A 22,480-nucleotide genomic window follows, 5' to 3' on the forward strand; every position below is an offset into this window, starting at 1 on the left:
ACCGGACTGCGGCGGACTGCCCGGACGGCGACGGCCCGACCGGGCTGCGACGACCGGCGAACCGATCCCTCGCAGCCCGGCCAGGCCGGCGACCCGCCGACTCAGTGGAAGTCGCGGATGAACCGCTCGAACTCCCCCCGCGCCGTGCCCGAGGCCGTGACATCCTCTAGCCGCAGGATCGTCAGCCCTGAGTACGCCGAGGGCGACCCCGAGAAGGCGTCCCGGATGTGGGACCAGCCCACCGTCGACGAGGTGCCGACCGAACCCAGGTTGCCGCTCAGCGCGTTCTCGCCCTTCAGCGTCACGTGCGCCCGCTGAGCGGCGTCACCGACCCAGTTCACGAGCGACGCCGCATTCGAGTAGGCGTGCGAACCGCCGTCCCACTCCCGCCCGTCCGGCATCTCGAGGGCCGTGAAGTGCAGGATCACGCGGTGCTTCGGCGAGACCCCGTCGCCGTTGACGTCGAGGTCGTGCACGAGCGCGAGGATTCCGTCGTAGCCGTGCCCGGTCGAAGCGTCGTCGTAGGCCTGATCGGTGTGGATGAGCCCGGCCGCGACCTCGGGTGCGCGCCGGATGGGGCTGCCCGCCATGGTCTGCCAGTGCACTCCGGGCACCTTCAGCCCGAGCGGCACCGAGGCGAACTCGTCGTCGAAGGCGCCGATCGCCTCGAGCATCACCTGGCGACCGTGGCGCAGCAGGCTCTCGCTGTACCAGCGCGTGAAGTCTTTGCCGTAGCGCAGCGAACGGTACGCGCCCGAGGTGATGAACCGGTCGTGGTCGCTCGGCGGCGTGATGGCCGTGTAGGTCAGACCCGGGATGCTCCAGGCCGTCGCGACGCCCGCGACCGACCCGTAGCGCGCGACCGCCCAGTCGGCGAAGTCGCGCACGGCCGAGGTCGAGTAGCTCTGGAAGGTGCCCCGGTTCGGGTAGCCCGCCGGGTCGCCCGGAGCGGTCTTGTCGTGTGTCGCGTACGACGGGTACCGCAGCTCACCGGCGGGCCCCGTGCTCACCGTGATCTCCTGGATGCGCCCACGGTAGTCGGTCGCGCCCGAGCTGTAGTGCTGCTCGAAGGCCTCCATGAAGTCACCCATGTCCTGCAGCGCCCGATCCGACCCCATGCCCCACGGCGACGGGGATTCGCGGTTCGTGTTGCCGTACTCGCTGACCCAGGCGTTGTCGGCCGGGATCGTGCTGCACCACCCCGCCACACCGCAGATCTGGATCGGCTCGAAGACGAAGTCCGGCACCGCGATGTTGCAGACGTCGGCGACGTTCGTACCGCACTGGTGGAACGACATCATCGGCACGAGCTCGAGCCCCGCCGAGGTGACGGCCGCGAAGAGCTTGTCGTAGTAGGCCCAGTCGAACGAGCCGCGCGCCGGCTCGGCCTTGCCCCACCAGACGTCGACGGCGACCGCATCCACCCCCTGGCCCGAAGCGATCGCGAGGGAGTCGGTGAACGAGGTCCACTGCGGGCCCGAGGAGGCCCAGTCGTCGATCCAGAGCGGGGCCATCACGTTCACGGTCTGGGCGGCCCCCGGAGAGGCCGCGTGCCCGGGCGGCGCCCCGAGCGGGGCGGCCGAGAGTCCGGACGCGAGAAGGGCGATGGCCGCGGTAGCGAGCCCGATACGGGAGGTGGTTCGAAGTGCCATCCCCCCACGGTAGGTTCGGGCGGCCATCGCCCTTCGTGAGTACTTTCCACCTAGCGGCCGACCCGCCCGAAGACGGATCGGCCGCAGTGGGATTGCGCTACTCGGCGGACGCCCCCTGAGCCCGACGGCGGCGCACGGCCAGCACGAGCCCGAGCCCGAGCATCAGCACCGATCCGGCGATGGTGCCGGACGCGGCCCCGTCAGCGGCCCCGGTCGCCGCGAGCTGCGGGTCGACCGGACCCGTCCCAGCCGGGGCCACGGTCGGAGTCGGCGTCGGAGTCGGCACCGGCGCGGTCACCACCCCGTTGATCGCCGAGGTGTCGTTCGCGAGCGAACCGGTGACCGAGGCGATCGCCCCGAGCATGATGCCGAGCGCCTCCTGGTTCACGTTCCCCAGGTTGTCGCCGGCCGAGTGGTAGTTCGGGTCCTGCGTGATCCCGGCGGTGCCGCCGAACAGGGCGACCTGCTCCGGCGTCTTCACCTCGTCGGCCCCGGTGAACAGGCCCGAGGCGGGCACTCCGTAGCTGATGAAGGCGTCGTAGTCGCTCCGCGAGTCGAAGGCCGTGTCGATCCAGGCCTGGCCCGAGGCGTCGAAGTAGTCCGTGAAGGCCTGCTCGGTCGCGATCGATCCCTCGGGCACCTCGACGGGCGCCTCGAACGTCGACTGGTCGGCGTCGTAGACGCTGATCACGTAGTTCGGCGAGGCGACCATGTCGAAGTTGAGGTAGGTCGCGATCTCCTCGAGCTCCGCGGGGTTGTTCTCGGCCAGATCCTCGACGTAGTGGGCCGAGCCGACCAGGCCGACCTCCTCGGCGCCCCACCAGGCGAAACGCACCTGGTTGTTGAGCGGGCCCGACGCGGCGAGTTGCACCGCGGTCTCCAGGATCGCGGCCGAGCCGCTGCCGTTGTCGTTGATCCCGGGGCCTTCGGGCACGGAGTCGAGGTGCGCGCCGAGCATCACCGTGTTGGTCGAATTCCCGGTCGGGGTCTCCGCGATGATGTTGAAGGTGTCGACCGTCGTCGTGGTCTCCTGCAGCTGCAGGTCGACCGTCGGCGGGGTCGCCGAGCCGAGCGCCGCGACCACGGCCGCGCCCTCGGCCTGCGTGAGGCCGACGGTCGGAACGAGGCCGGGCACCTGCTCGCCGAGGGTGCCCTGGAGCGGCCCCTCCTCGTTGTTGTAGATGAGGGCCGCGGATGCTCCCGCAGCAGCGGCTGCGGCCGACTTCTCGGCGAACGAGCAGATGCCGCGGCTGATCACGGCCACGGCGCCCACGGCGGAGACGCCGCCCCACTCGGCCTCGTCGCAGCCGGTGGCGGTCGCCGGCGCGACCAGCGGAGCACCCACGATGCCGGCCGCATCCGTCGCCGGCGTGCCCTCCATCGGGATGCGCTGCGGCTGCGGCGTGGTCAGGTCGGTGGTGGTGCCCAGCAGGGTGATCGAGAACGCATCGATCTTCTGCGTGGTGGCCTGGAAGTCCTGTCGCACCGGGGTGTACCCCGCCGCGGTGAGGACCTGCTCGATGTACTGCCCGCTGGCCTCGTAGCCGGAGGTGCCGATCGCGCGGTTGCCGTCGTTGGCGTCGGCGATGGTCTGCAGGGCGGTGAGGTGGGTCATCACCCCCTCCACGGTCACCCGGGACTCGAGGTCGTCCGGATCCACGGCGAAGGCGGCCTGCGAGCCACCGGCCACTGCCGCGATCATCACCCCCGTGCCCAGTCCGAATGCGGTCAGTCGTCGATGACGTCGCTTCACGTGTGTTCCCCTTCGTCGCGTGAACGTTTGTGGAACCATACCCTCTCCGGGGGCTCCGTGTCCCCCACTACGGGGGACATTTAACGAGGAGTAATCTGATGGAAACACGGTCGCCGACACTCCGTGCAGAGCGAGGAGACACCCGGATGGACGAGGACCCGACGAAGGTCACCAACCAGGCGTCCCTCACGTCGTCGACGGGTACCATCTGGCTCGTCGTGGGCGGGCTGATGGCCGCGATCTCCGTGGTGCTCCTGTGGTCGTTGCAGCAGGTGAACTCGACCGGCATCGCCATCTGGGCCATCGTCGTGATCGTTCTGCTCTACCTCGCGATGGTCGAGGTGCGCCTGCTGGTGCGCTCGATGCGGCTGCGGTTGATCCTCATGGCGGTCGCCTTCGGCGCAATCGCGCTGGTGGCACTGGCCTCCGTCGTGATCATCGGGTACTCCACCGTCGCGCCCTGACGTTCCGGGCAGCCGCTCGGCACTGGTGGCACATTTTGTGTAACAATCGGGCATGCTCCCCGTCCTCGCCGTCCTGCTGGCCGCCGTCTGCTTCGGCACCACGGGCACCGCGCAGGCCTTCGGCCCGATGGATGCATCGGCCGGCTCGATCGGCGCCGCACGCGTCCTGATCGGCGGCGGCATCCTGGGCGTCATCGCCCTCGTCTCGGCGGGCAGGTCCGCCCGCAATGCGCCAGCAGCCGACCCGTCGGGCGCCCGCCCGACCCGGATCCGGTCTCGCGCACGAACCTGGATGCTCGTCCTCGTCGCCGCCCTCGGCGTCGTCGCGTACCAGCCCGCCTTCTTCGCCGGCACCGCGAGCAACGGCGTCGCGATCGGCACGGTCGTCGCCCTCGGGTCGGCGCCGATCATCACCGGGCTGCTCGACTGGGCCCTCCACCGCCGCTTCCCCGGCACGGTCTGGCTCGTCGCGACCCTGGTGGCGACCGTCGGTGTCGCTCTGATCAGCGGCGTGCTCGGAGAGTCAGGCGGCATCCCGGTCAGCCTCCCCGGTCTCCTCGCCTCCGTCGGCGCCGGCGCCTCCTACGCCGTCTACACCCTGGCGAGCAAGGCGCTGCTCGAGCACGGCTGGGCACCGACCGTCACCATGGGCGCGGTCTTCGGCGGCGCAGCGATCCTGAGCATCCCCCTTCTGTTCGCGAGCGACACCCGCTGGCTGCTCACCGCGGAAGGACTCGTGATGGCGCTCTGGCTCGGCGTCGTCACCACGGCCGCCGCCTATCTGCTGTTCGGCTGGGGCCTCGCTCGACTCCCGGCCGCCACGGTCTCGACACTGACTCTCGCCGAACCGCTCACCGCGACCCTCCTCGGCACGCTCGTGCTGGGCGAAGCGCTCTCCGCGACGGCGATCGGCGGCCTCGCCGTGCTCGCGCTGGGACTCGCCCTCCTCGCCGTGCCGAAAGCGCTGTTACTCCACCGAGGGAAGACCGCGGCAGCCCGGCGCTAGCCCGTTCACCGCCTCCGGGTGATGATCAGGTGCGCGACCAGCGCCGTCCACCCTGTCTGGTGCGAAGCTCCGAGCCCCTGCCCGGTGTCGCCGTGGAAGTACTCGTAGAACGCGATGTTCTCCCGCCAGCGCGGGTCGGCCGAGAGCAACGGGTACCGCGCATCCGCCGGCCGCGGCGCGCCCTCCTCGGACAGGAACAGCGAGATCAGGCGCCGGCTCAGGTCGTCCGCGATCTCGCCGAAGGTGTGCGGCACGCCCGTACCGGCCGGGTACTCCACCAGGTGCGGTTCGCCGAGGCTCTCGTCGTAGCCGCGGAGCGACTCGATGATGAGCACGTTCAGCGGGAGCCAGACCGGGCCGCGCCAGTTCGAGTTGCCGCCGAACAGGCCCGAGGTCGACTCCGCGGGCTCGTAGTCGACGACCGCCTCGGCGCCGCCGACCTCGACCCGGAACGGATGCTCCCGGTGCCACGCCGAGATGCTGCGGATGCCGTACGGCGAGAGCATCCCCGCCGGGTCGACGACCCCCGCGAGGACGCGCTCGAGCCGCTCGGGCGAGACCAGCGCCAGCAGGCTCATCACCCCGTCGGCGTGCGAGCGCACGTGCACCGACTGCCGGAACGAGGGGTTCCGCTCAAGGAACGAGCGCCCGCGCGCGACGAACTCCTCGAGCCGGCCCATCTTCGAGCGGTCGAAGACGAGGGCGGCGGTCACCGGCACGAGTCCGACCAGCGACCGCACCTTCATCGGCACGTCCCGCCCGTCCGAGAGGTGCAGGAGGTCGTAGTAGAACGCATCCGCCTCGTCCCAGAGGCCCGCCTCGTTGGCCGAGTCGGCGATCACGAGGAAGTGCTCGAGGAACTTCGTCGCCACGTCCTCGTACACCGGGTCGTGCGAGGTGAGGAGCAGCGCCATGTCGAGCAGGTGCAGCGCATAGGTCGCCATCCAGGCCGTCGCATCCGCCTGCTCGAGCACGCCGACGGCGGGCGGGAGGGTGGAGCGGTCCAGCGGGGCGATGTTGTCCAGGCCCATGAACCCGCCCTCGAACAGGTTGTTGTCGCCGTGGTCCTTGTTGTTCGTCCACCAGGTGAAGTTCATCAGCATCTTGTGGAACACTCGGCCGAGAAATCGGTAGTCCCGGCTGCCGTCGATCTCGAACACACGGAGGGCGGCCCAGGCCTCGATCGGCGGGTTCACGTCGCCGAAGTCCCACTCGTAGGCGGGCAGCTGCCCGTTCGGGTGCATGTACCACTCGCGCACCATCAGCACGAGCTGCGCCTTGGCGAACTCGGGGTCGATATGGGCGAGGGTCACGCAATGGAAGGCGAGGTCCCAGGCCGCGAACCACGGGTACTCCCAGGCGTCGGGCATCAGGATGACGTCGTTCGCCGAGAGATGGCGCCAGTCGGCGTTCCTCCGCTCACGGCGCTCGGGCGGGGGCGGCGGCGAGGTCGGGTCGCCGGCGAGCCAGCGGCGCACGTCGAAGTGGTAGTACTGCTTCGACGCGAGCAGCCCGGCGAACGCCTGGCGGGCGACCCGGGCCTCGCCCTCGCTCGTGCCGGCCGGCAGCACCGAGGCGTGGAACTCGTCCGCCTCGGCGAGCCGCTCGGCCGCCACCTCGTCGAAGTCGGCGAACGCGGTCGCGGCGGGGCCCGCATCCTGAGCCCGGGTGAGCCGCAGGCGCAGCACCCGCGTCTCGCCCGGCGCCAGGGTCAGCACCTCGTGGAAGGCGGCCTTGGTACCCGTGCCGGCCGGGTTGACGGTGTCGGCTCCCGAGACGATGTGGTCGCCGATGCCGTCCTTCGGGTACGGCGTGGTACTCGGCTCGCCCCAGAGCCGCTCGCGGTTCGACTCGTTCTCGCAGAACAGCGCCGCGGCGCCGTCGTCGTCGATCCGCAGCACGAGGTCGTCCCCGTCGGGACGGTCGGCGGTCAGCTCGCCCGAACCGGTCGAGCGGATGCCCGGCTTGGCCCGGGCGGGCAGGTCCCAGTCCCACACGTTGCGGAACCAGAGGGTCGGCAGCACGTGGATCGTCGCGGTCTCGGGCCCCGCGTTCTCGACCGTCACCCGCATCAGCAGGTCGTGCGGGCCGGCCTTGGCGTGGTCGACGGTGACGACCCAGTACCGGCTCTCGTCGAAGACGCCGGTGTCGGCGAGCTCGTACTCGGGTTCGTCCTTCGATCGGGCCAGATTCGTCGCGAGCAGGTCGTCGTACGGGAACTCGCCCTGCGGGTAGTGGTAGCGCCAGCGCTGCCAGGAGTGGGTCGGGGTGCCGTCGAGGTACCACCAGTACTCCTTGACGTCCTCCCCGTGGTTGCCCTCGGGGCCGGAGAGCCCGTACATCCGCTCCTTGAGGATCGGGTCGACCCCGTTCCAGAGCGCGAGCCCGAGGCACCAGCTCTGCCCGGTGTCGCAGACACCCGCCATCCCGTCCTCGTTCCAGCGGTAGGTGCGCGAACGGGCGTGATCGTGGGGGAAGAATCGCCAGGCGTCGCCGTCGGCGCTGTAGTCCTCGCGGACCGTGCCCCACGCTCGCTCGGCGAGGTACGGGCCCCAGTCGCGCCATTCCGCCACGCCCGAATCCGCCTCGGCCAGTCGTCGACGTTCGGCCCCGGGTTCGCTCATGCTGCGATCCTAGGAGGCGAGGGCCGCCTCGAACGCCACCCACGGGAGCATGGCGCACTTGATGCGGGTGACGTAGCGCGAGACGCCGCCCAGGGCGACCGCGTCGCCCAGCAGCTCCTCGTCGCCCTCGATCGCGCCCTTGGACTGCATCAGTTCGCGGAAGGCCTGGATGCGCGCCGTCGCCTCGGCGTCGCTCAGCTCGTGCACGAGGTCGTTCAGTACCGAGGCCGACGCCGTCGAGATCGAGCAGCCCTGCCCCTCCCAGCTGATCGACTCGATCGAGCCGTCGGAAGCGCGGTGCACCCGGAGGGTGACCTCGTCGCCGCAGGTCGGGTTGATCTGGTGAGACGAGCCCGAGGCGCCGTCGCGCAGGCCGAAGCCGTGCTTCTGCTTCGCGTGGTCGAGGATGACCTGCTGGTACATGCTCTCCAGCTCACGGGACGCCATCAGACGACCCCGAAGAAGCGGCGGGAATCGGCGACGGCCTGGACCGCGAGGTCGATCTCGTCGGGGGTCGTGTAGAGGTACCCGCTGGCGCGGGTGGTGGCGGTCACGCCGAACCGGCGGTGCACGGGCTGCGCGCAGTGGTGCCCGACCCGCACGGCGATCCCGCGGTCGTCGAGGAACTGCCCGACGTCGTGCGCGTGCACGCCGTCGACCACGAAGCTCGCGAGGCCGACCCGCTCGGCGCCGGCCGCGGGGCCCAGCACGCGGACGCCGGGGATGCCGGTCAGCCCGTCGACCAGGCGGCGGCCGAGCTCGGCCTCCCAGAGCTCGATCCGGTCCATCCCGACCGCACCGAGGTAGTCGACGGCCGCGGCCAGCGCGATCGCCTGGGACACCCGCTGGGTGCCCGCCTCGAAGCGCAGCGGCGCCGGCAGGAACTCGGACTCGGTGAGCCCGACCGTCGTGATCATCGATCCGCCGGTCAGGAACGGGGGAAGCGCGTTCAGCAGCTCGGAGCGCCCGTAAAGCACCCCGATCCCGGTCGGGGCGAGCATCTTGTGACCCGAGAAGACGGCGAAGTCGACCTCGAGGGCGTGGAGGTCGAGCGGCAGGTGCGGAGCCGACTGGCAGGCGTCGAGCACGACCAGGGCACCGACGGCATGCGCCAGCGCGGTCAGTTCGGCGACGGGGTTGACCGCTCCGAGCACGTTCGAGACGTGCGAGAAGGCGACGACCCTCGTCGTCTCGCCGATGACCTCGGCGGCCTCGTCGAGCCGGATGGCGCCGTCGTCGTCCAGCCCGATCACGCGGAGCGTCGCCCCGGTGCGGAATGCCAGTTCTTGCCACGGCACGAGGTTCGCGTGGTGCTCGAGCTCGGTGACGACGATCTCGTCGCCGGCACCGAGACGGAAGCGCTCGGCGGCCGCTCCCCCGCGGCCGAGCGAGGTGTTCGACATCCCGTAGGCGATGAGGTTGATGCCCTCGGTCGCGTTCGAGGTCCAGACGATCTCGTCCTCGCCCGCGCCGACGAAGCCCGCCACGGTCGCCCGCGCGGCCTCGAACAGCTCGGTCGCCTCACCGGCGAGAGTGTGGGCGCCGCGGTGCACGGCCGAGTTCGTCGTCTCGTAGTAGGCCCGCTCGACGTCGATCACCTGGCGCGGCTTCTGCGAGGTCGCCCCCGAGTCGAGGTAGACGAGCGGATGACCGTTGACGGTGCGACCGAGGATCGGGAAATCCGAGCGGATGCGCTCGACCTCGGCTCCGTCGAGTCCGGTTCTGATGTTCGTCTCGATCGTCACGGCTTTCTCGTGCCACCCTTCGTGTACCGGCTGAAAGCGCGAGGGCCCGGTCTCTCGACCGGGCCCTCGCCATCCGTTGCGGGGACAGGATTTGAACCTGCGACCTCTGGGTTATGAGCCCAGCGAGCTACCGAACTGCTCCACCCCGCGCTACCCCTCAAGCCTACCGCACGTCTGAGCACCCGGGGGCCGTGCCGCCGGATGACCGAGTCCGCGGAATACTCGCGGCTACTTGTTCTTGTCGCCGTTGTTGCCCTTGCCGCCGTTCCCGTTCCCGTTGCCGTTGCCGTTTCCGGGGCCGCCCTTGTCGTCGGCCGGCTGCGGATCGGTGGCGGGGGTGACCGCCTCCTCGGGCACGACGGCCGGGGCCGGTTCGGTCGCCGGGGCGGGTTCGGTGCCCTGGTCGGGTTCCGCGCTCGGCGCCGGCTCCGGCGTGGTGGCCGGGGCGGTCGTGGAGGTGACCACCTGGGCCGGGTCGTCGCTTGCGGGTGCGGTTCCGGATGCGCCGAGCCCCCAGAGGGCGAGACCGGCGAGAGCGGCCACGGCCGCGCCTCCGGTCACCCAGGCGATCACGCGCCGACGCCGAGCGGGAACGGCCGGCTCACCGCGCTCGAGCACCTCGGTCGAAGTGGCACCGGGCGCGAGCGGTGCGGTCGCCGACGATCCACCGGGCGCGAGCAGTGCGGTCGCGGACGACCCGGCCGGCTCGAGCACTTCGGTCGCGAGGTCGATCCCCTGGGTGGGGACGGCGGCCGGCTCAGCGGCGTCGCCGCCGGTGGTCGAGGCGGTGGTGTCGCCGCGGAGCAGGGCGTTCGCCCGCACCACGACGTCGAGTGAACTGGGGCGGGAGCCCGGGTCGCGCGAGGTCATGGCGGTCAGCAGCGACTTCCAGCCGTAGCCGAGGGACCCCGGCACGACCGGGTCGTGGCTCAACCGCGCGAGGGCGGCCTCCGGAGCCCCCGTCTGCGGGAAGGCGCGCTCACCCGTCAGGGCCTCGAGGAGGACGAGTCCGAGCGCGTACACGTCCGAGGCCGGCGCCGGCGCGCTTCCCCGAACCTGCTCGGGGCTCAGGTACGCCGCGGTGCCCACGAGGGTGCCGGGCAGGGTGAGCCGGGTCGAGTCGATGAGGTACGCGATCCCGAAGTCGGCGAGCTTGGCCCGGAACTCCTCCCCGGGCACGTGCGAGCTTCGCAGCAGCACGTTCGAGGGCTTGATGTCCCGGTGCACGATGCCGGCCTGATGCACGACGTGCAGGGCCTCGGCCAGGTCGCGGGCCATCGTGGCGGCGTCGTGCCGCGCGACGGGGCCGGAGGCGACGCGTTCGGCGAGCGTCGCGCCCTCGACGTATTCCATCACCAGGTAGTTCGTGCGGGCGGCCGCGGTCTGGGCGTCGAACAGCGTGACCAGGGACGAGTGGTTGAGTGATGCCAGCAGGCGCGTCTCGGTGCCGCTGCGCGCCGCGTCGGCGGTGGCTTCACGGAACACCTTGACCGCGACGGTGCGGCCCAGCGCCTCGTCGCGGGCCCGGTAGACGACGCCCATCCCGCCCGCGCCGATCTTCGCCTCCAGGAGGTAGCGGCCGTCGAGGAGCTCCCCGGTCGTGGCCGAGCCCCCGGCGCCGGTGTCAGAGATCGTCACGCGATCCGTCCATAGTGTCCTCCGTCTTCCCGACCTGCCTACCATGATTTGCCTCAACAGCGATTGAGGCACCATGCGCGATCAGCCCCCGGAGCACGCCTTAAACGAGAAAGATCCGGTGCAGCCTCAGCTGCACCGGATCTCGTTCTCGTTGCGGGGACAGGATTTGAACCTGCGACCTCTGGGTTATGAGCCCAGCGAGCTACCGAACTGCTCCACCCCGCGGCACAAGACAAAACACTACCACAGTCACCACCGGGGAAGTGTCGCCGCGATCCGTTCGGCATCCTCGCGGGCGAGTCCGGCGCGCTCGGCGAATTCGGGCCAGCGCACGATCGCATCGGTCACCCCGGTGATCGCATCCGTGCGGCCCGGCACCTCGAACCGGTCCGCCACCGCGAGCACGTCGTCGCGGGAGATCTCGCCGAATCCCCCGTTGACCGACATGAGGTGCTGGTACGTCCACTGGCCGGCGGGGTTGAAGGCGTACGTGACGTCGTAGGCGGGCGCGAGCCGCCAGCCCGACCCGCTGCCGGGAGGGTCGAGCAGGAACGAGAAGTTCTTCGTGTGGTCGTCGCAGTTGCGGGCGAGCACGTTGAACACCATCCGCCGGAAGGCCTCCGTGCGCGCCTCTTCCGGCAGGCCGAGCCGCGCGATCACCTGGAAGTACTGGGCGTAGTCGTGCGTCGCCCGCTGCTTGTAGTCGAGCTCGGCCATCGCGCAGAGCGTCTGCAGGTGCACCTTGGAGTCGTCGGGTCCGCGGTCGAACCGCTTCGTCATGAAGTGGGCGCGGCCGTTCTCCTCGAGGAGCCGCGACGGCGACATCTCGATTCCCGCGGCGGTCGCCATCAGGTAGTACGCGTACTCGATCCGGCCGTACCCCGACGAGCTCCCCAGCTCGCTGTCGCGGCCCACGCCGTCGAGCTTGATCATCCAGTGCTCGAAACCGTCCTCCGCCGGCAGCTGCCCGGAGCGCACCTCGTCGGTCTCCGGGTTCCAGGCGATGATCGCCTTGGCTCGGGCACCGCCGGCCGAGGTGCCGACCTGGATGAGCGTGGCCAGGGCCGCGGCCGCCTCCCGATCGCCCTCGATCCGCCCGGAGAGAGCGCTCCGCGCGCCCACGACCAGGTCGCTGAGCTCGAGCGCGGTCGGCTTCCGGCGCTGCGGACCTCGGGTGGGCCGGAACTCCAGCGCCCCCATCCCCCGCCGGCCGAGGTAAGCGAGGCGGTCCAGGGCGCTGATCGACCCACGGTCCACACCCTGCGAGGCGAGGTAGGCGGTGACCAGGGCGTTGCCGAAGTCATCCGGCAGCGCGTCGGCGATGAACGGCGGGAGCCGGTGGTAGGTGGGCTCGGGCAGGGACGCGTAGACGCGCACCCCGTCCGCGAGGGGGGTGCTGAGCGGGGAGAGCTCGATGCCCGAGGCCAGCCAGGCCGGGTCGTACTCGAACGCGAAGCTGCCGCTGACCGGGTCGGGCGCGATGGCGCCGACGAGCCTGTCCCAGGCCCGGACCTCGATCACCGAGACGGGTGCGTACGCCATCAGCGGGACCCCTCGGGCAAGCCGGGTGCCCGGCCGCCGGCGACCGGGCCGCGCGGGCGCGACGCACGCTGCGGAGCACTCTGCTTGCGCTCCTGGGCGAGCAGACGCAGCGGGCTGACCGAGACGGCCGGCGCGAGCGAATCGATCCAGTCGAGCCGGCCGAGAGCCCGGACCACCCGGACCAGGGTCGCCGTGCTCGAGCCGTGCCCGGCCTCGAGGTTCTTGATGGTGCGCACGCTGACGCCCGCCCGCTCGGCGACCGCGGCCTGCTCGAGGTTGCGCGACAGCCGGACGGCGCGGATGCGGGCGCCGAGGCGCTCTTCCAGCTCCCCGGTCGTCGCAGCGGTCGAATCGAAGATCTCCATAAGTGCAGTATCGTGCACTTTATGCGCCTCTAGCAACACTAAGTGCACGATACTGCACGTTATGACGAACTAGTTTGACGGGGTGGCCGAGGGTGTCGGAGTCGATCCACCGTCGGTGCCTTCACCCGTGCCCGACCCGTCCGTGCCGGAACCATCCGTCGAGGTGCCCGACGCGCCGCCCGTCTGGGCCTGCAGTGCCTGGTCGATCGCGTTGATCGCATCCTGGAGCCGCTGGTCGGCCTCGCCGTAGGCCGCGAAGTCACCGGCGGCCAAGGCCGTCGCCCGGTCGCTGAGCGCCTGGCGGGCGTTCGCGAGAGCCTGGGTGATCTGCGCGTCGGCGGTCGCCGCATCCGTTCCGGTCCCGGTTCCCGAGCCGGTGTCGATGCCGCCCGTGCCTCCGGTGCCCGGATCGGTGGGGGTCACGCCGCCGTCGCCGGCCTGGGCGCCGGAATCTCCGCCGAAGAGCGAGTCCAGGGCGCCGTCGAGCGTCGACTCGAACGCGATCTTGTTGCCGAACGAGACCAGCACCTTCTGCAGCAGCGGGAAGCTGGTCTCACCGCGGGACTGCACGTAGACCGGCTGCACGTAGAGCAGACCGCCGCCGACCGGCAGCGTCAGCAGGTTTCCACTGATCACCTGGCTCTCACCCTGACGCAGCAGGTTGAGGGCAGAGCTCACCCCCGGGTCCGAGGAGAAGCTGTTCTGAACCTGACCGGGCCCGGGTATCGTGTCGTCCTTCGGCAGCGTCAACAGCCTGAGCTTGCCGTAGTCGCCGGACTTCTCGCCGGTCGTCTCCCCCGCGTTCGCGTCGACCGCCAGGTACCCCGTGAGCACGCTCCGGGAGGAGGTCGCATCCTGCTGGGTCTGCGGGATGAACGTCGAATAGAGCGAGTACGACGGCTGATCCTGGGTCGGCATCTGCAGCGTCAGGTAGTACGGCGGCTGCAGCGTCGGGTTGGTCGACGGCGAGGTCGGGTCGTTCGGGGTGGCCCAGGCGTCCTCCTGCGAGTAGAAGGAGCCCGCGTCGGTCACGTGGTAGGCGCCGAGGATCGAGCGCTGCACCTTGAACAGGTCGGCCGGGTACCGCACGTGGCTCATCAGGGCGCCGGACATGTCGCTGATCGGCTTGACCGTGGCCGGGTAGATCTTCTCCCAGGTCTGGAGCAGCGGGTCCTTGTCGTCCCACGCGTAGAGCGTCACCTTGCCGTCGTAGGCGTCGACCGTGGCCTTCACCGAGTTGCGGATGTAGTTGATGTCGTCGACGGGGTACGCCGGCGAGGGCGTGTAGGTGTCGGCGATCGTCTGGCTGAGCGACTGCACCTTCGAGTACGGGTAGTTCGACGAGGTCGTGTACCCGTCGACGATCCAGACGACCTTGCCGTCGACGACGGAGGGGTAGGGATCCGAGTCGATCGTGAGGTACGGCGCGACCTTCGAGACGCGCTGGGCGGGATCGCGGTCGTAGAGGATCTGCGAGTCGTCGTTCACCGCATCCGACAGGAAGATCTGCTCGGACTGGAACTTCAGCGCGTAGACCAGCCGCTTGAAGATGTTGTCGAGCTTCGGCCCGCCGTCGCCCTGGAAGGTCGTGTAGGTCTGCGAGGCGCCGTCGGTGCCGGAGGGGTAGTCCAGCTCGATCTGCGAGGCGCCCTCGGGCCCGCCGACGATCGAGTAGGGCGGGGAATCCTCGCCGAAGTACACGCGCGGCTCGAAGTCGCCGAGCTCGCCGGTGGAGGGGATGCCGGACTCCAGGAACACGGGCTGGCCGTCGGCCGAGCGCTGGTTGCCGTAGGCGGCGACCACGCCGTAGCCGTGGGTGTAGACGACGGTCTGGTTGTACCAGGTCGCGGACGAGCCGAGCGCGTCGATGTTGATGTCACGCACGGTGACCACCGCATCCTGGACCTGGCCGTCGATGTTGTAGCGGTCGACGTCGAGGTGGGTCGGGAACTGGTAGTACTGCCGGAACTGCTGCAGCTGCTGGAACGACTTGGTCACGAGGGCCGGGTCGAGGATGCGGATGTTCGCGGTCGTGGCCGCGTCGTTCCGCAGTGCACCCTGCTCGGCCGTGGTGGTCGCCGCGTACGGCGTCTCCTCCACGTCGGCGACGTCGTAGGCGTCCCGGGTCATGTCGATGTTGCGCTGGATGTACTCGCTCTCCAGCGTGCGCTCGCTCGGGTCGACCTGGAAGCGCTGCACGACCCAGGGGGCGAGGGAGCCCAGGATGAGGGCACTCACGATCAGGAGCGCGGTGCCGATGATGGGCAGGCGCCAGCGGCCGATCACCGCGGCGACGATGAACAGGATCGCGACCAGGCCGGCGATCCCGGCGAGGATCTGGAGGCCCGGGATCGTGGCGTTGACGTCCGAGTACGAGGCTCCGGTGATCAACCCCGAACTGTTGGCGAGGGTCGCGTACTGGTCGAGCCAGATGCTGACGGCCTGGAGGATCAGGTAGACCGCCGCGGTGACGGCCATCTGGATGCGCGCGATCTTCGAGATGCGCACCTCGCGCTGGCTGAACCGGATGGCCCCGTAGAGGTAGCTGGTCGCGATTCCGGCCAGGCCCGCGATGATCACGACGGCGGAGGCGAAGCCCACGACACCGCGCCAGAACGGCAGGTCGTAGATGTAGAAGGAGATGTCCATGCCGAACTGCGGGTCGGTCTGCCCGAACGCGGTGCGGTTGAGGTACTGCAGAGTGAGCTGCCAGCGGGAGGCGGTCGCGACGCCCGCGAACAGGCCGAGCACGGCGGGTACCCCGAAGGTGGCGAGGCGGCGGAGCGGCTCGATGACCTGCTGGTAGCGGTCGAGCTGCGAGTTGAGCTTCGCGTAGACGGGTCGCCAGCGGAACGCGATCTCGATCGAGGCCCAGACCGGGATGGCCATGGCCAGGAAGCCGATGACGAACATCACTCCCCCGGCGAGCCACTGCGTGGTCAGCACGCTCAGGTAGCCGAGCTGGTCGTACCAGAGGATCTCGGTGTACAGGGTGCTGAAGACGAAGAAGAGTATGGCCAGGACGACCACGATCGCGATCGCGATCGCGAGAGTGACTCTCGAACGTCGTGCGGGCTTCTCTGCTGTTTGGGAAGTCACGGGGGGCCTCTGTGCTCGATGCTGCGGTGTCCGTCAATCTTAGACACCGCAATCCTAGGCAAGGGCGTCTGGGAGCCCGCTGGCCGGGAGCCGTCAGATGGCCCCGCTGCGCGTCAGGAGCAGGTGGGCAGCGCCGAGGTGTCCCCGCCCGAGGCGATCGCCTGGAGCGCCGTGACCGAGTCGTTCAGGGTCGAGACGGCGAAGACGGTGATGCCGTCCGGCACGTGCCCGACGACCTCGTCGCAGTTCGAGGCGGGGGCGAGGAACCAGGTGGCCCCCGCATCCCGGGCGCCGAACATCTTCTGGCGGATCCCGCCGATCGGCCCGACGTTGCCCGCGGCGTCGATCGTGCCGGTGCCGGCGACGTTCTGGCCGCCGTTCAGCTCGCCCGGGGTCAGCTTGTCGATGATCCCGAGCGCGAACATCATGCCCGCGCTCGGACCGCCGACGTTGTCGAGCTGGATGTCGACGTCGAACGGGAACTGGAACGAGAGCGCCACCGCGATCCCGATGGCCGGAGCGCCGGTCTGCGGCGAGACGGTCGGGGTCACCTGCACGGTCGTCTCGGAGCCGTCGGCGTGCTGCACCTGCAGGGTCGCGGGGGTGGAGGTGCCGTTCGCGGCGATCAGCGCGCGGAGGGTGTCGAGGTCGGTCGCCGGGCTGCCGCCGACCGAGAGGATCACGTCGTCCTCGGCGAGCGCGCCGGCCGCCGGGCCCTGGGGGTCGACCGCAGCGACCTGCACCCTGGTCGTGTAGGCGATCCCCTGCTCGGTGAGGGCGGCGGCGACGGCCTCCTGCTGGCTGTCGACCATCTGGGCGGCGTTCTGCTGGTTGCGCTCCTCGGTCGTGACGGTCGGCGGGTAGATCGCGTCGATCGGCACCACGGCCTTGCTGGAGTCGAACCACGAGGTGGCGACCTCGGCCCACGAGGGGCGCTGCTCCCGGGTGCCTCGCACCGAGACGGTGAGCATGTCGAGTGTGCCGGAGGTGGGGTAGGTCTGGGCGCCGTCGATCGAGATGAGGGGCACCTCGGTGCCGTCGCGGTCCTGGGAGCCGAGGGTGTCGAAGACGGGGCCGGGCTGCTCGATCGCGTAGGGCGCCGGGATGAAGCTCATCACGAGTCCGAGGACGAGGGCGAGGACCAGAAGGGTCCACCCCGTCCGGGCCCGTCGGGAGGGGCGCGCGCGAATGTCCTCGGGTTCGAACAGACTCACGGGATCCTCTCGCAGCACCTGGGCCGGGTGTTCGCCACGGGCGCACGGCCAGGCGTTCAAGCTTATGGGAAAACCCAGCCTGGGCGGCGGGCCACGAGTTAGCGTAGGAGCACTGTCTGACAGCCCGCATGGAGATCCCGGAGAACCGGATCGCACGGTGCGGCTGACACCGAACGAAGGACGAACCGTGAGCGACGATCCCCGCGAGCAGCCCGAGCAGCCCGAGGACGAGTTCCGCGAGATGCTGAACTCCTTCCTGTCGGGCAACTCCGACATCGACCCTTCGAAGCTCGCGAGCGCGGCGGGCCTGCCGTCCGACCCGGCGGCCGTCTCGCAGCTCATGCAGCAGCTGCAGAACGCGATGGCCTCCTCGACCGACGGCGTCAACTGGGACACCGCGAAGAAGCAGGCGCAGGAGATCGCCGGTTCGGCGAGCCTCAGTGTGACCGACCAGTCCCGCGCCCAGCTCGACCAGGCACTCCACGTGGCCTCCCTCTGGCTCGACGAGGTGACCTCGCTGTCGGACTCGGCGGTCGCGCCCCGCCTGCTGACCCGTGCCGAGTGGGCCACCACGACGATCCCGGTCTGGACCCAGCTCGCCGAGCCGGTCGCCCTCAGCATCTCGGATGCGCTGACCACGGTGCTCCGCGACCAGGCGCCGGAGGAGATGGCCGGCATGATCGCCGGCGCGAGCCAGCTCATGCGCAACCTCGGTGGCACTCTCTTCGCGATGCAGCTCGGCCAGATCGTGGGCCGGCTCTCGCAGGAGGTCGTCTCCGGCGGCGACGTCGGCATCCCGCTGCTGGAAGAGGGCCAGGCGGCCCTGCTGCCCCAGAACATCGCCGAGTTCGGCGAGGGCCTCGACATCCCGATCGAGGAGGTGCAGCTCTACCTCGCCATCCGCGAGCTCGCCCACGCCCGCCTGTTCCGCCACGCGCGCTGGCTGCGCCTGCACGTGATCTCCTCGATCACCGAGTTCGCCAAGGGCATCACGATCGACACCGACCGGCTCGAAGAGCTCGCCGGCAGCTTCGACCCCTCGAACCCGGAGGAGCTCCGCGAGGCGATGGCCAGCGGTGCCCTGATCCCGCCGAAGAGCGAGCAGCAGCTTCACGCCCTGGCACGCCTGGAGACCACCCTCGCCCTGATCGAGGGCTGGGTCGACGTGGTGACTGCCGAGGCGTCGAGCCGTCTGCCCCGCTGGAACGCGATCGCCGAGACGGTGCGCCGTCGCCGGGCGACAGGAGGCCCGGCCGAGTCGGCCTTCGGGGCCCTGATAGGCCTCGAGCTGCGACCGCGGCGGCTCCGCGACGCCGCGGCGCTCTGGAAGGCGGTCTCGGAGGCCGTGGGGCAGGAGCAGCGCGACGCGCTTTGGTCGCACCCGGACGTCGTGCCGACCTCGGACGATTTGGACGACCCGTCCGCCTTGATCGCACGGCTCACGGGCGGTACCCCGGAGCCGGACGAGATGGACCAGGCGCTGGAAGACCTGCTGAACGAAGAGGCGACGAAGGACGAGGACCAGGACGACCAGGACCAGGACGACCAGCCGCCCGTGCCGTGATCGATGGCGGTCGGCGCTCCAGTCTTCGTCGGCCTTTGCCCGGGTCGCAGTCCGCGGCTGTGGATAACCTCCTGACCTGACCTGCCGTGGGGCAGGATTCCGGGATGGCCCTCCGACTCGAGCCCGAGCATCCGCTGGTCTGGCGCACGCCACATTCGGTGCAGTTCGGGGTCGAGCGGGCCGTCGCCCGGATCGACGACGTCGGCGCCGGCCATGAGCTGGTGATCGCTCTGCTCAGCCGCGGGGTCACCCGGCGGGTTCTGCTGGCTTCCGCTGAGGCGAACGGGATGTCGGCGGCAGACGTCGATGGCATCCTCGACGAGTTGGGCTCTTTGGTGCGCGACACCGACACGCGGCCGGCGGGATCCGACGTCGGCGCGCCCTCCCCGGCATCCCTCGTCGTCGAGCTCGACGCGCGGCCCCGGGAGGCGGACGTGCTCGGCCCACTGCTGGAGGGCGTCGGGTTCAGGGTGCGCGCGCCGGGCTCGGGGCGGCGAATGGATGCGGCCGTGCTGGTCTCGCACTTCGCGACCTCGCCGCGTCGCGCCGCCCGGTGGCTGCGGGAGGACGTGCCGCACCTGCTCGTCGAGTTCGGCGATCGTTCGGTGCGGATCGGGCCGTTCGTCGTCCCGGGGCGCGGGCCCTGCGCCGAGTGCCTCGAGCTCGCGCGGGTCGAGGCCGATCCGGCGTGGCCCGCGATGGCCGCTCAGCTCTCGGTGCGCACGGCGCCGTCGGCCGACGGGCTGGGTGTCAGCACGGCGGGGGTGGTGGCGGCTCGGATGCTCGTGGAGCAGTTCGCCGGGGGCGGTACCGGGGGGCCGTGGTCCGGGCGGGCCGTCCGCATCCTGAGGCCAGGGCTCGGCGGGCTGGGGCTCGGCGGGCCAGGGCTTGGGCCCGAGCTGGGTCCGGGACCGGGGCCGACCCGCGGTGACGCGCTCTCGATCGAGGCGTTCAGCGCCCATCCGAGCTGCGGATGCCGCTCTCCTGCAGGAAGCGTGACGGCTGGCGGTCGCCCGACCGCCGCATCCCGGCCGCCGCCCACGACAGACGCAGTAGTCGTCGAGCGCGCGTGATGCCGACGTAGAGCAGCCGACGTTCCTCGTCGACACCCTCGAGCCCCTGCGCGTAGCTGATCGGCACCAGCCCCTCGGCGACCCCGGCGATGAACACGACAGGCCACTCCAGCCCCTTCGCCGAGTGCAGGGTGGCGAGGTTCACGGCCCGGACGGTCGGTTCGTGCTGCGAGGCCTGCCGCTCCATGAGCTCGTCGGTGAACTGGCGGAAGGTCGTGCCGGGCGGCATCCCCTCGGCGAGACCCATCAGGGCGTTCATGGCCTCCCAGCGGTCGCGGAGGGCGCCGACGCCTTCCGGAGCATCCTGCGTCCAGCCCCGCGTGCGGAGCACGTCGCTGACCGACTTGAACAGCGGCTCGTCGACGATCGAGACCGAGGCGGCGCGCAGCTCCATGACCGCGCGCTTGACCTCGGGCTGGTCGAAGAAGCGCGCGCCACCGCGCAGCTGGTAGCTGACACCGGCGGCGGTCAGCGCCTGCTCGAGCACCGCCGACTGCGCGTTGACCCGGTAGAGCACGGCGATGTCGTGGGGCTCGGTTCCGCCGGCGATGAGCGCGGCGATCTCCTGGGCGATGCCCTCGGCCTCGGCGTAGTCGGAGGCATAGGCCGTGACCGTGGGCGTCGGGAAGGTGGGGACCGGTGCGCCGGCAGCCGCATCCGGAGCCCCGGCCACATTCTCGTGCGCATCCCCGTTCGCATCCGCGTGGGCGCTGCCGTCCGCATCCACTCCCGCCGGCTCGACCGCGTGCAGCGTGAGCGCGCCGGGCCGGCCGCGCATCAGCCGGTTGGCGAGAGCGACGATCGGCTCGGTCGAGCGGTAGTTCTGCTCGAGCGTGACGACCGTGGCGCTCTGGTTGCGGCGCGGGAACTCGAGCAGATAGTCGGCGCTCGCCCCGGCGAAGGAGTAGATCGTCTGGCTCGCGTCGCCGACCACGCAGAGGTCGCGCCGGTCGCCGAGCCACTGCTGCAGAAGGTGATGCTGCAGCGGCGAGACGTCCTGGTACTCGTCGACGACGAAGAAGCGGTACTGCTCGCGCACCTGGATCGCCACCGAGGGCTCGGTCTCGATCATGCCGGCGGTGACCAGCAGCACGTCCTCGAAGTCGAGCTGCCGCCGCTCGTCCTTCAGCTGCTCGTAGCGCGCGTGCAGTTCGAGCATCTGCTCGACCGAGATCGTCGGGGGCATCGTGCGGCTCGACCGCGCCCGCAGTTCGTACTCGGCGAGCCCGAGGTTCGAGACCTTGCGCCACTCGATCTCGGCCGCGACATCCCTCAGAGTGGCGGTGTCGACCCGGAGCCGCAGCGTCTCGGCCGCGTGCGCGATGGCCTTGGCCTTGTTGTCGATGATCTTCGGAGCCTCGCCGCCGATCACCTGCGGCCAGAAGTAGTTCAGCTGCGCGAGCGCCGCCGAGTGGAAGGTGCGGGCCGACACCCCGCCCGCGCCGAGCGGCCGCAGCCGGGTGCGCAGCTCGGCCGCCGCCCGCGAGGTGAAGGTGAGCGCCATGACGCGGCCGGGCGAGTAGACGCCGGTTGCGACGCCATAGGCGATCCGGTGCGTGATGGCGCGGGTCTTGCCCGTGCCGGCACCGGCGAGGATGCACACCGGGCCGAGCAGCGACCGGGCCGCGACGCGCTGCTGCGGGTCGAGCGCGACGAGCAGGTCGTCGGCCGAACCAGCCGTCACGCGCGCTCCACCGTCGGCAACGGGCCGCCGAACCAGGTCTCGATGATCGCGCGGGCGATCGACGAACTGCCGGGCAAAAGGATGCCGTTGTCGGGGTCGGCGATCTGCTCCCGCGTGAACCAGCGCAGGTCGAGGATCTCGTCGCCGTCGGGGCGGAGGTCGGCGGTGTCGTCGGCCGACACCTGGGCGATGAAACCGACCATGAGGGAGGCCGGGAAGGGCCAGGGCTGCGAGCCGACGTATTGCGGGTCGTCGATGACGACGCCGGACTCCTCGGCGATCTCCCGCACCGCGGCCGCCTCGAGCGACTCCCCCGGCTCGACGAAGCCGGCCAACAGCGAGTAGCGGTTGTTCTCCCAGAGAGCGTTCGACCCGAGCAGGATGCGCTCGTCGCGGTCGACGATCCCGACGATGACGGCGGCGTCGGTGCGCGGGAACAGCTCGATCTGCTGCACCGGGCAGCGGCGCACCCAGCCGCCGCTCTCGACCAGGGTCGCGGCGCCGCAGCGCGGGCAGTGCGTATGGGTGCCGTGCCAGTTGAACATCGCCAGCGCCTCGGTGAAGACGCCGGCGCCGGTGTCGTCGAGGTCGGCGGCGACCATGCGGAGGTCGAGCCAGTTCCCGGAGCCCAGCTCGGCGGCGCGCTCGTCGTCCACCGTCACGGCGAACAGGGGGCTCCCGGCGGCGGCGTCGCCGCTGGCGTCGAGGGAGCGGCCGAGATAGAGCCGCACGGACTCGGCACCGCCGCCCGCACCCGCTTCGGCGATGCGCTCGAGCACAGCATCCGGGAGCAGGGAGGGGGCCAGGAAGGCGAGCACCGGCGTCGTGGTCACCGCGGGCTTGGAGCCGAAGCCGTCGTAGCCGGACGGGTTCTCGCCGCTCGAGGCGAGCGCGCGGCCGCGGTTCAGAACGAGCACCCGCGCCTCGGGCGACCCCCACAGTGCGTCGAGCACCGCGAGGTCGGACCGGGAGGAGTGGTCGCGGTCGATCCGGTGCCGGGAAAGCGGGAGCGAGGACTGGAAAGCGCGTGACATGGTTGACCAATCGTGCGTGGCGG

The 22,480-nt window shown here is 70.7% G+C and carries 15 protein-coding genes and 2 tRNA genes; 3 read left to right on the forward strand and 14 right to left on the reverse strand.

Translation table 11 applies throughout. The features are described 5' to 3' along the window. Nucleotides 1-101: 101 nt before the first annotated feature. Entirely contained in the window at nucleotides 102-1,652 is a 1,551-nt protein-coding gene (locus HSO01S_RS08325; RefSeq protein ID WP_066040320.1) for a family 14 glycosylhydrolase, read from the reverse strand. 97 nt (nucleotides 1,653-1,749) lie between these two features. Further along, nucleotides 1,750-3,405, reverse strand: a complete 1,656-nt coding sequence (locus tag HSO01S_RS08330) for a M20/M25/M40 family metallo-hydrolase (protein ID WP_245635939.1) — start codon at nucleotides 3,403-3,405, stop codon at nucleotides 1,750-1,752. Nucleotides 3,406-3,551: 146 nt separating this feature from the next. On the opposite strand from HSO01S_RS08330, the gene HSO01S_RS08335 reads away from it, so the two are divergent. Both HSO01S_RS08335 and HSO01S_RS08340 read left to right on the forward strand, forming a co-directional pair. After that, complete coding sequence (locus HSO01S_RS08335) at nucleotides 3,552-3,869, forward strand: hypothetical protein (RefSeq protein ID WP_066040325.1); 318 nt, start codon at nucleotides 3,552-3,554, stop codon at nucleotides 3,867-3,869. 52 nt (nucleotides 3,870-3,921) lie between these two features. Next, on the forward strand, nucleotides 3,922-4,875 hold the full coding sequence (locus HSO01S_RS08340) for a DMT family transporter (protein ID WP_066040327.1): 954 nt from the start codon (nucleotides 3,922-3,924) through the stop codon (nucleotides 4,873-4,875). 5 nt (nucleotides 4,876-4,880) lie between these two features. On the opposite strand, the gene HSO01S_RS08345 is transcribed toward HSO01S_RS08340, so the two are convergent. The 10 genes from HSO01S_RS08345 to HSO01S_RS08390 all read right to left on the reverse strand — a co-directional run bounded on the left by HSO01S_RS08345 (nucleotide 4,881) and on the right by HSO01S_RS08390 (nucleotide 17,102). Then, the gene (locus HSO01S_RS08345) at nucleotides 4,881-7,499 is read right to left on the reverse strand and encodes an MGH1-like glycoside hydrolase domain-containing protein (protein WP_066040329.1); all 2,619 of its coding nucleotides are present in this window, start codon (nucleotides 7,497-7,499) and stop codon (nucleotides 4,881-4,883) included. Between the two features lie 9 nt (nucleotides 7,500-7,508). Beyond that, complete coding sequence (gene sufU / locus HSO01S_RS08350) at nucleotides 7,509-7,946, reverse strand: Fe-S cluster assembly sulfur transfer protein SufU (RefSeq protein ID WP_066040330.1); 438 nt, start codon at nucleotides 7,944-7,946, stop codon at nucleotides 7,509-7,511. Continuing rightward, nucleotides 7,946-9,244: a cysteine desulfurase gene (locus tag HSO01S_RS08355; protein WP_066040332.1), complete on the reverse strand. Its 1,299-nt coding sequence runs from the start codon at nucleotides 9,242-9,244 to the stop codon at nucleotides 7,946-7,948. Before HSO01S_RS08355 ends, sufU begins: the two co-directional genes overlap by 1 nt. A 76-nt stretch (nucleotides 9,245-9,320) precedes the next feature. Then, nucleotides 9,321-9,394, reverse strand: a tRNA-Met gene (locus HSO01S_RS08360). A gap of 78 nt (nucleotides 9,395-9,472) precedes the next feature. Continuing rightward, nucleotides 9,473-10,882, reverse strand: a complete 1,410-nt coding sequence (locus HSO01S_RS08365) for a serine/threonine-protein kinase (RefSeq protein ID WP_066040334.1) — start codon at nucleotides 10,880-10,882, stop codon at nucleotides 9,473-9,475. A gap of 151 nt (nucleotides 10,883-11,033) precedes the next feature. Beyond that, nucleotides 11,034-11,107, reverse strand: a tRNA-Met gene (locus HSO01S_RS08370). Between the two features lie 24 nt (nucleotides 11,108-11,131). Continuing rightward, nucleotides 11,132-12,424, reverse strand: a complete 1,293-nt coding sequence (locus HSO01S_RS08375; RefSeq protein WP_066040335.1) for a type II toxin-antitoxin system HipA family toxin — start codon at nucleotides 12,422-12,424, stop codon at nucleotides 11,132-11,134. Continuing rightward, nucleotides 12,424-12,789 carry a helix-turn-helix domain-containing protein gene (locus HSO01S_RS08380; RefSeq protein ID WP_084361476.1) on the reverse strand — a complete coding sequence of 122 codons (366 nt, stop codon included), beginning with the start codon at nucleotides 12,787-12,789 and terminating at the stop codon, nucleotides 12,424-12,426. Before HSO01S_RS08380 ends, HSO01S_RS08375 begins: the two co-directional genes overlap by 1 nt. 69 nt (nucleotides 12,790-12,858) lie before the next feature. Next, nucleotides 12,859-15,888, reverse strand: a complete 3,030-nt coding sequence (locus tag HSO01S_RS08385; RefSeq protein WP_245635940.1) for a UPF0182 family membrane protein — start codon at nucleotides 15,886-15,888, stop codon at nucleotides 12,859-12,861. Between the two features lie 113 nt (nucleotides 15,889-16,001). Further along, nucleotides 16,002-17,102 (reverse strand): YlbL family protein, encoded by a 1,101-nt coding sequence (locus HSO01S_RS08390; RefSeq protein WP_066040337.1) that lies wholly within the window; start codon nucleotides 17,100-17,102, stop codon nucleotides 16,002-16,004. A 187-nt stretch (nucleotides 17,103-17,289) separates the two neighbouring features. Between HSO01S_RS08390 and HSO01S_RS08395 the strand changes: the two genes are divergently transcribed. Then, complete coding sequence (locus HSO01S_RS08395) at nucleotides 17,290-18,666, forward strand: zinc-dependent metalloprotease (protein WP_066040339.1); 1,377 nt, start codon at nucleotides 17,290-17,292, stop codon at nucleotides 18,664-18,666. A 951-nt stretch (nucleotides 18,667-19,617) separates the two neighbouring features. On the opposite strand, the gene HSO01S_RS08400 is transcribed toward HSO01S_RS08395, so the two are convergent. Beyond that, nucleotides 19,618-21,423 (reverse strand): ATP-dependent helicase, encoded by a 1,806-nt coding sequence (locus tag HSO01S_RS08400; RefSeq protein WP_066040341.1) that lies wholly within the window; start codon nucleotides 21,421-21,423, stop codon nucleotides 19,618-19,620. Continuing rightward, nucleotides 21,420-22,457 (reverse strand): NAD(+) diphosphatase, encoded by a 1,038-nt coding sequence (gene nudC, locus HSO01S_RS08405; protein WP_066040343.1) that lies wholly within the window; start codon nucleotides 22,455-22,457, stop codon nucleotides 21,420-21,422. Before nudC ends, HSO01S_RS08400 begins: the two co-directional genes overlap by 4 nt. Nucleotides 22,458-22,480: the final 23 nt, after the last annotated feature.

Origin of the sequence: Herbiconiux solani NBRC 106740 (assembly GCF_001571005.1) — a bacterium.
Classification (GTDB): Bacteria; Actinomycetota; Actinomycetes; order Actinomycetales; family Microbacteriaceae; genus Herbiconiux; species Herbiconiux solani.

Excerpts from the sequence above, each read along its gene's own strand:
- HSO01S_RS08325 (WP_066040320.1), bottom strand. The coding sequence starts at position 1,652 with ATGGCACTTCGAACCACCTCCCGTATCGGGCTCGCTACCGCGGCCATC.
- HSO01S_RS08335 (WP_066040325.1), top strand. The coding sequence starts at position 3,552 with ATGGACGAGGACCCGACGAAGGTCACCAACCAGGCGTCCCTCACGTCG.
- HSO01S_RS08340 (WP_066040327.1), top strand. The coding sequence starts at position 3,922 with ATGCTCCCCGTCCTCGCCGTCCTGCTGGCCGCCGTCTGCTTCGGCACC.
- HSO01S_RS08345 (WP_066040329.1), bottom strand. The coding sequence starts at position 7,499 with ATGAGCGAACCCGGGGCCGAACGTCGACGACTGGCCGAGGCGGATTCG.
- sufU (WP_066040330.1), bottom strand. The coding sequence starts at position 7,946 with ATGGCGTCCCGTGAGCTGGAGAGCATGTACCAGCAGGTCATCCTCGAC.
- HSO01S_RS08375 (WP_066040335.1), bottom strand. The coding sequence starts at position 12,424 with ATGGCGTACGCACCCGTCTCGGTGATCGAGGTCCGGGCCTGGGACAGG.
- HSO01S_RS08380 (WP_084361476.1), bottom strand. The coding sequence starts at position 12,789 with ATGGAGATCTTCGATTCGACCGCTGCGACGACCGGGGAGCTGGAAGAG.
- nudC (WP_066040343.1), bottom strand. The coding sequence starts at position 22,457 with ATGTCACGCGCTTTCCAGTCCTCGCTCCCGCTTTCCCGGCACCGGATC.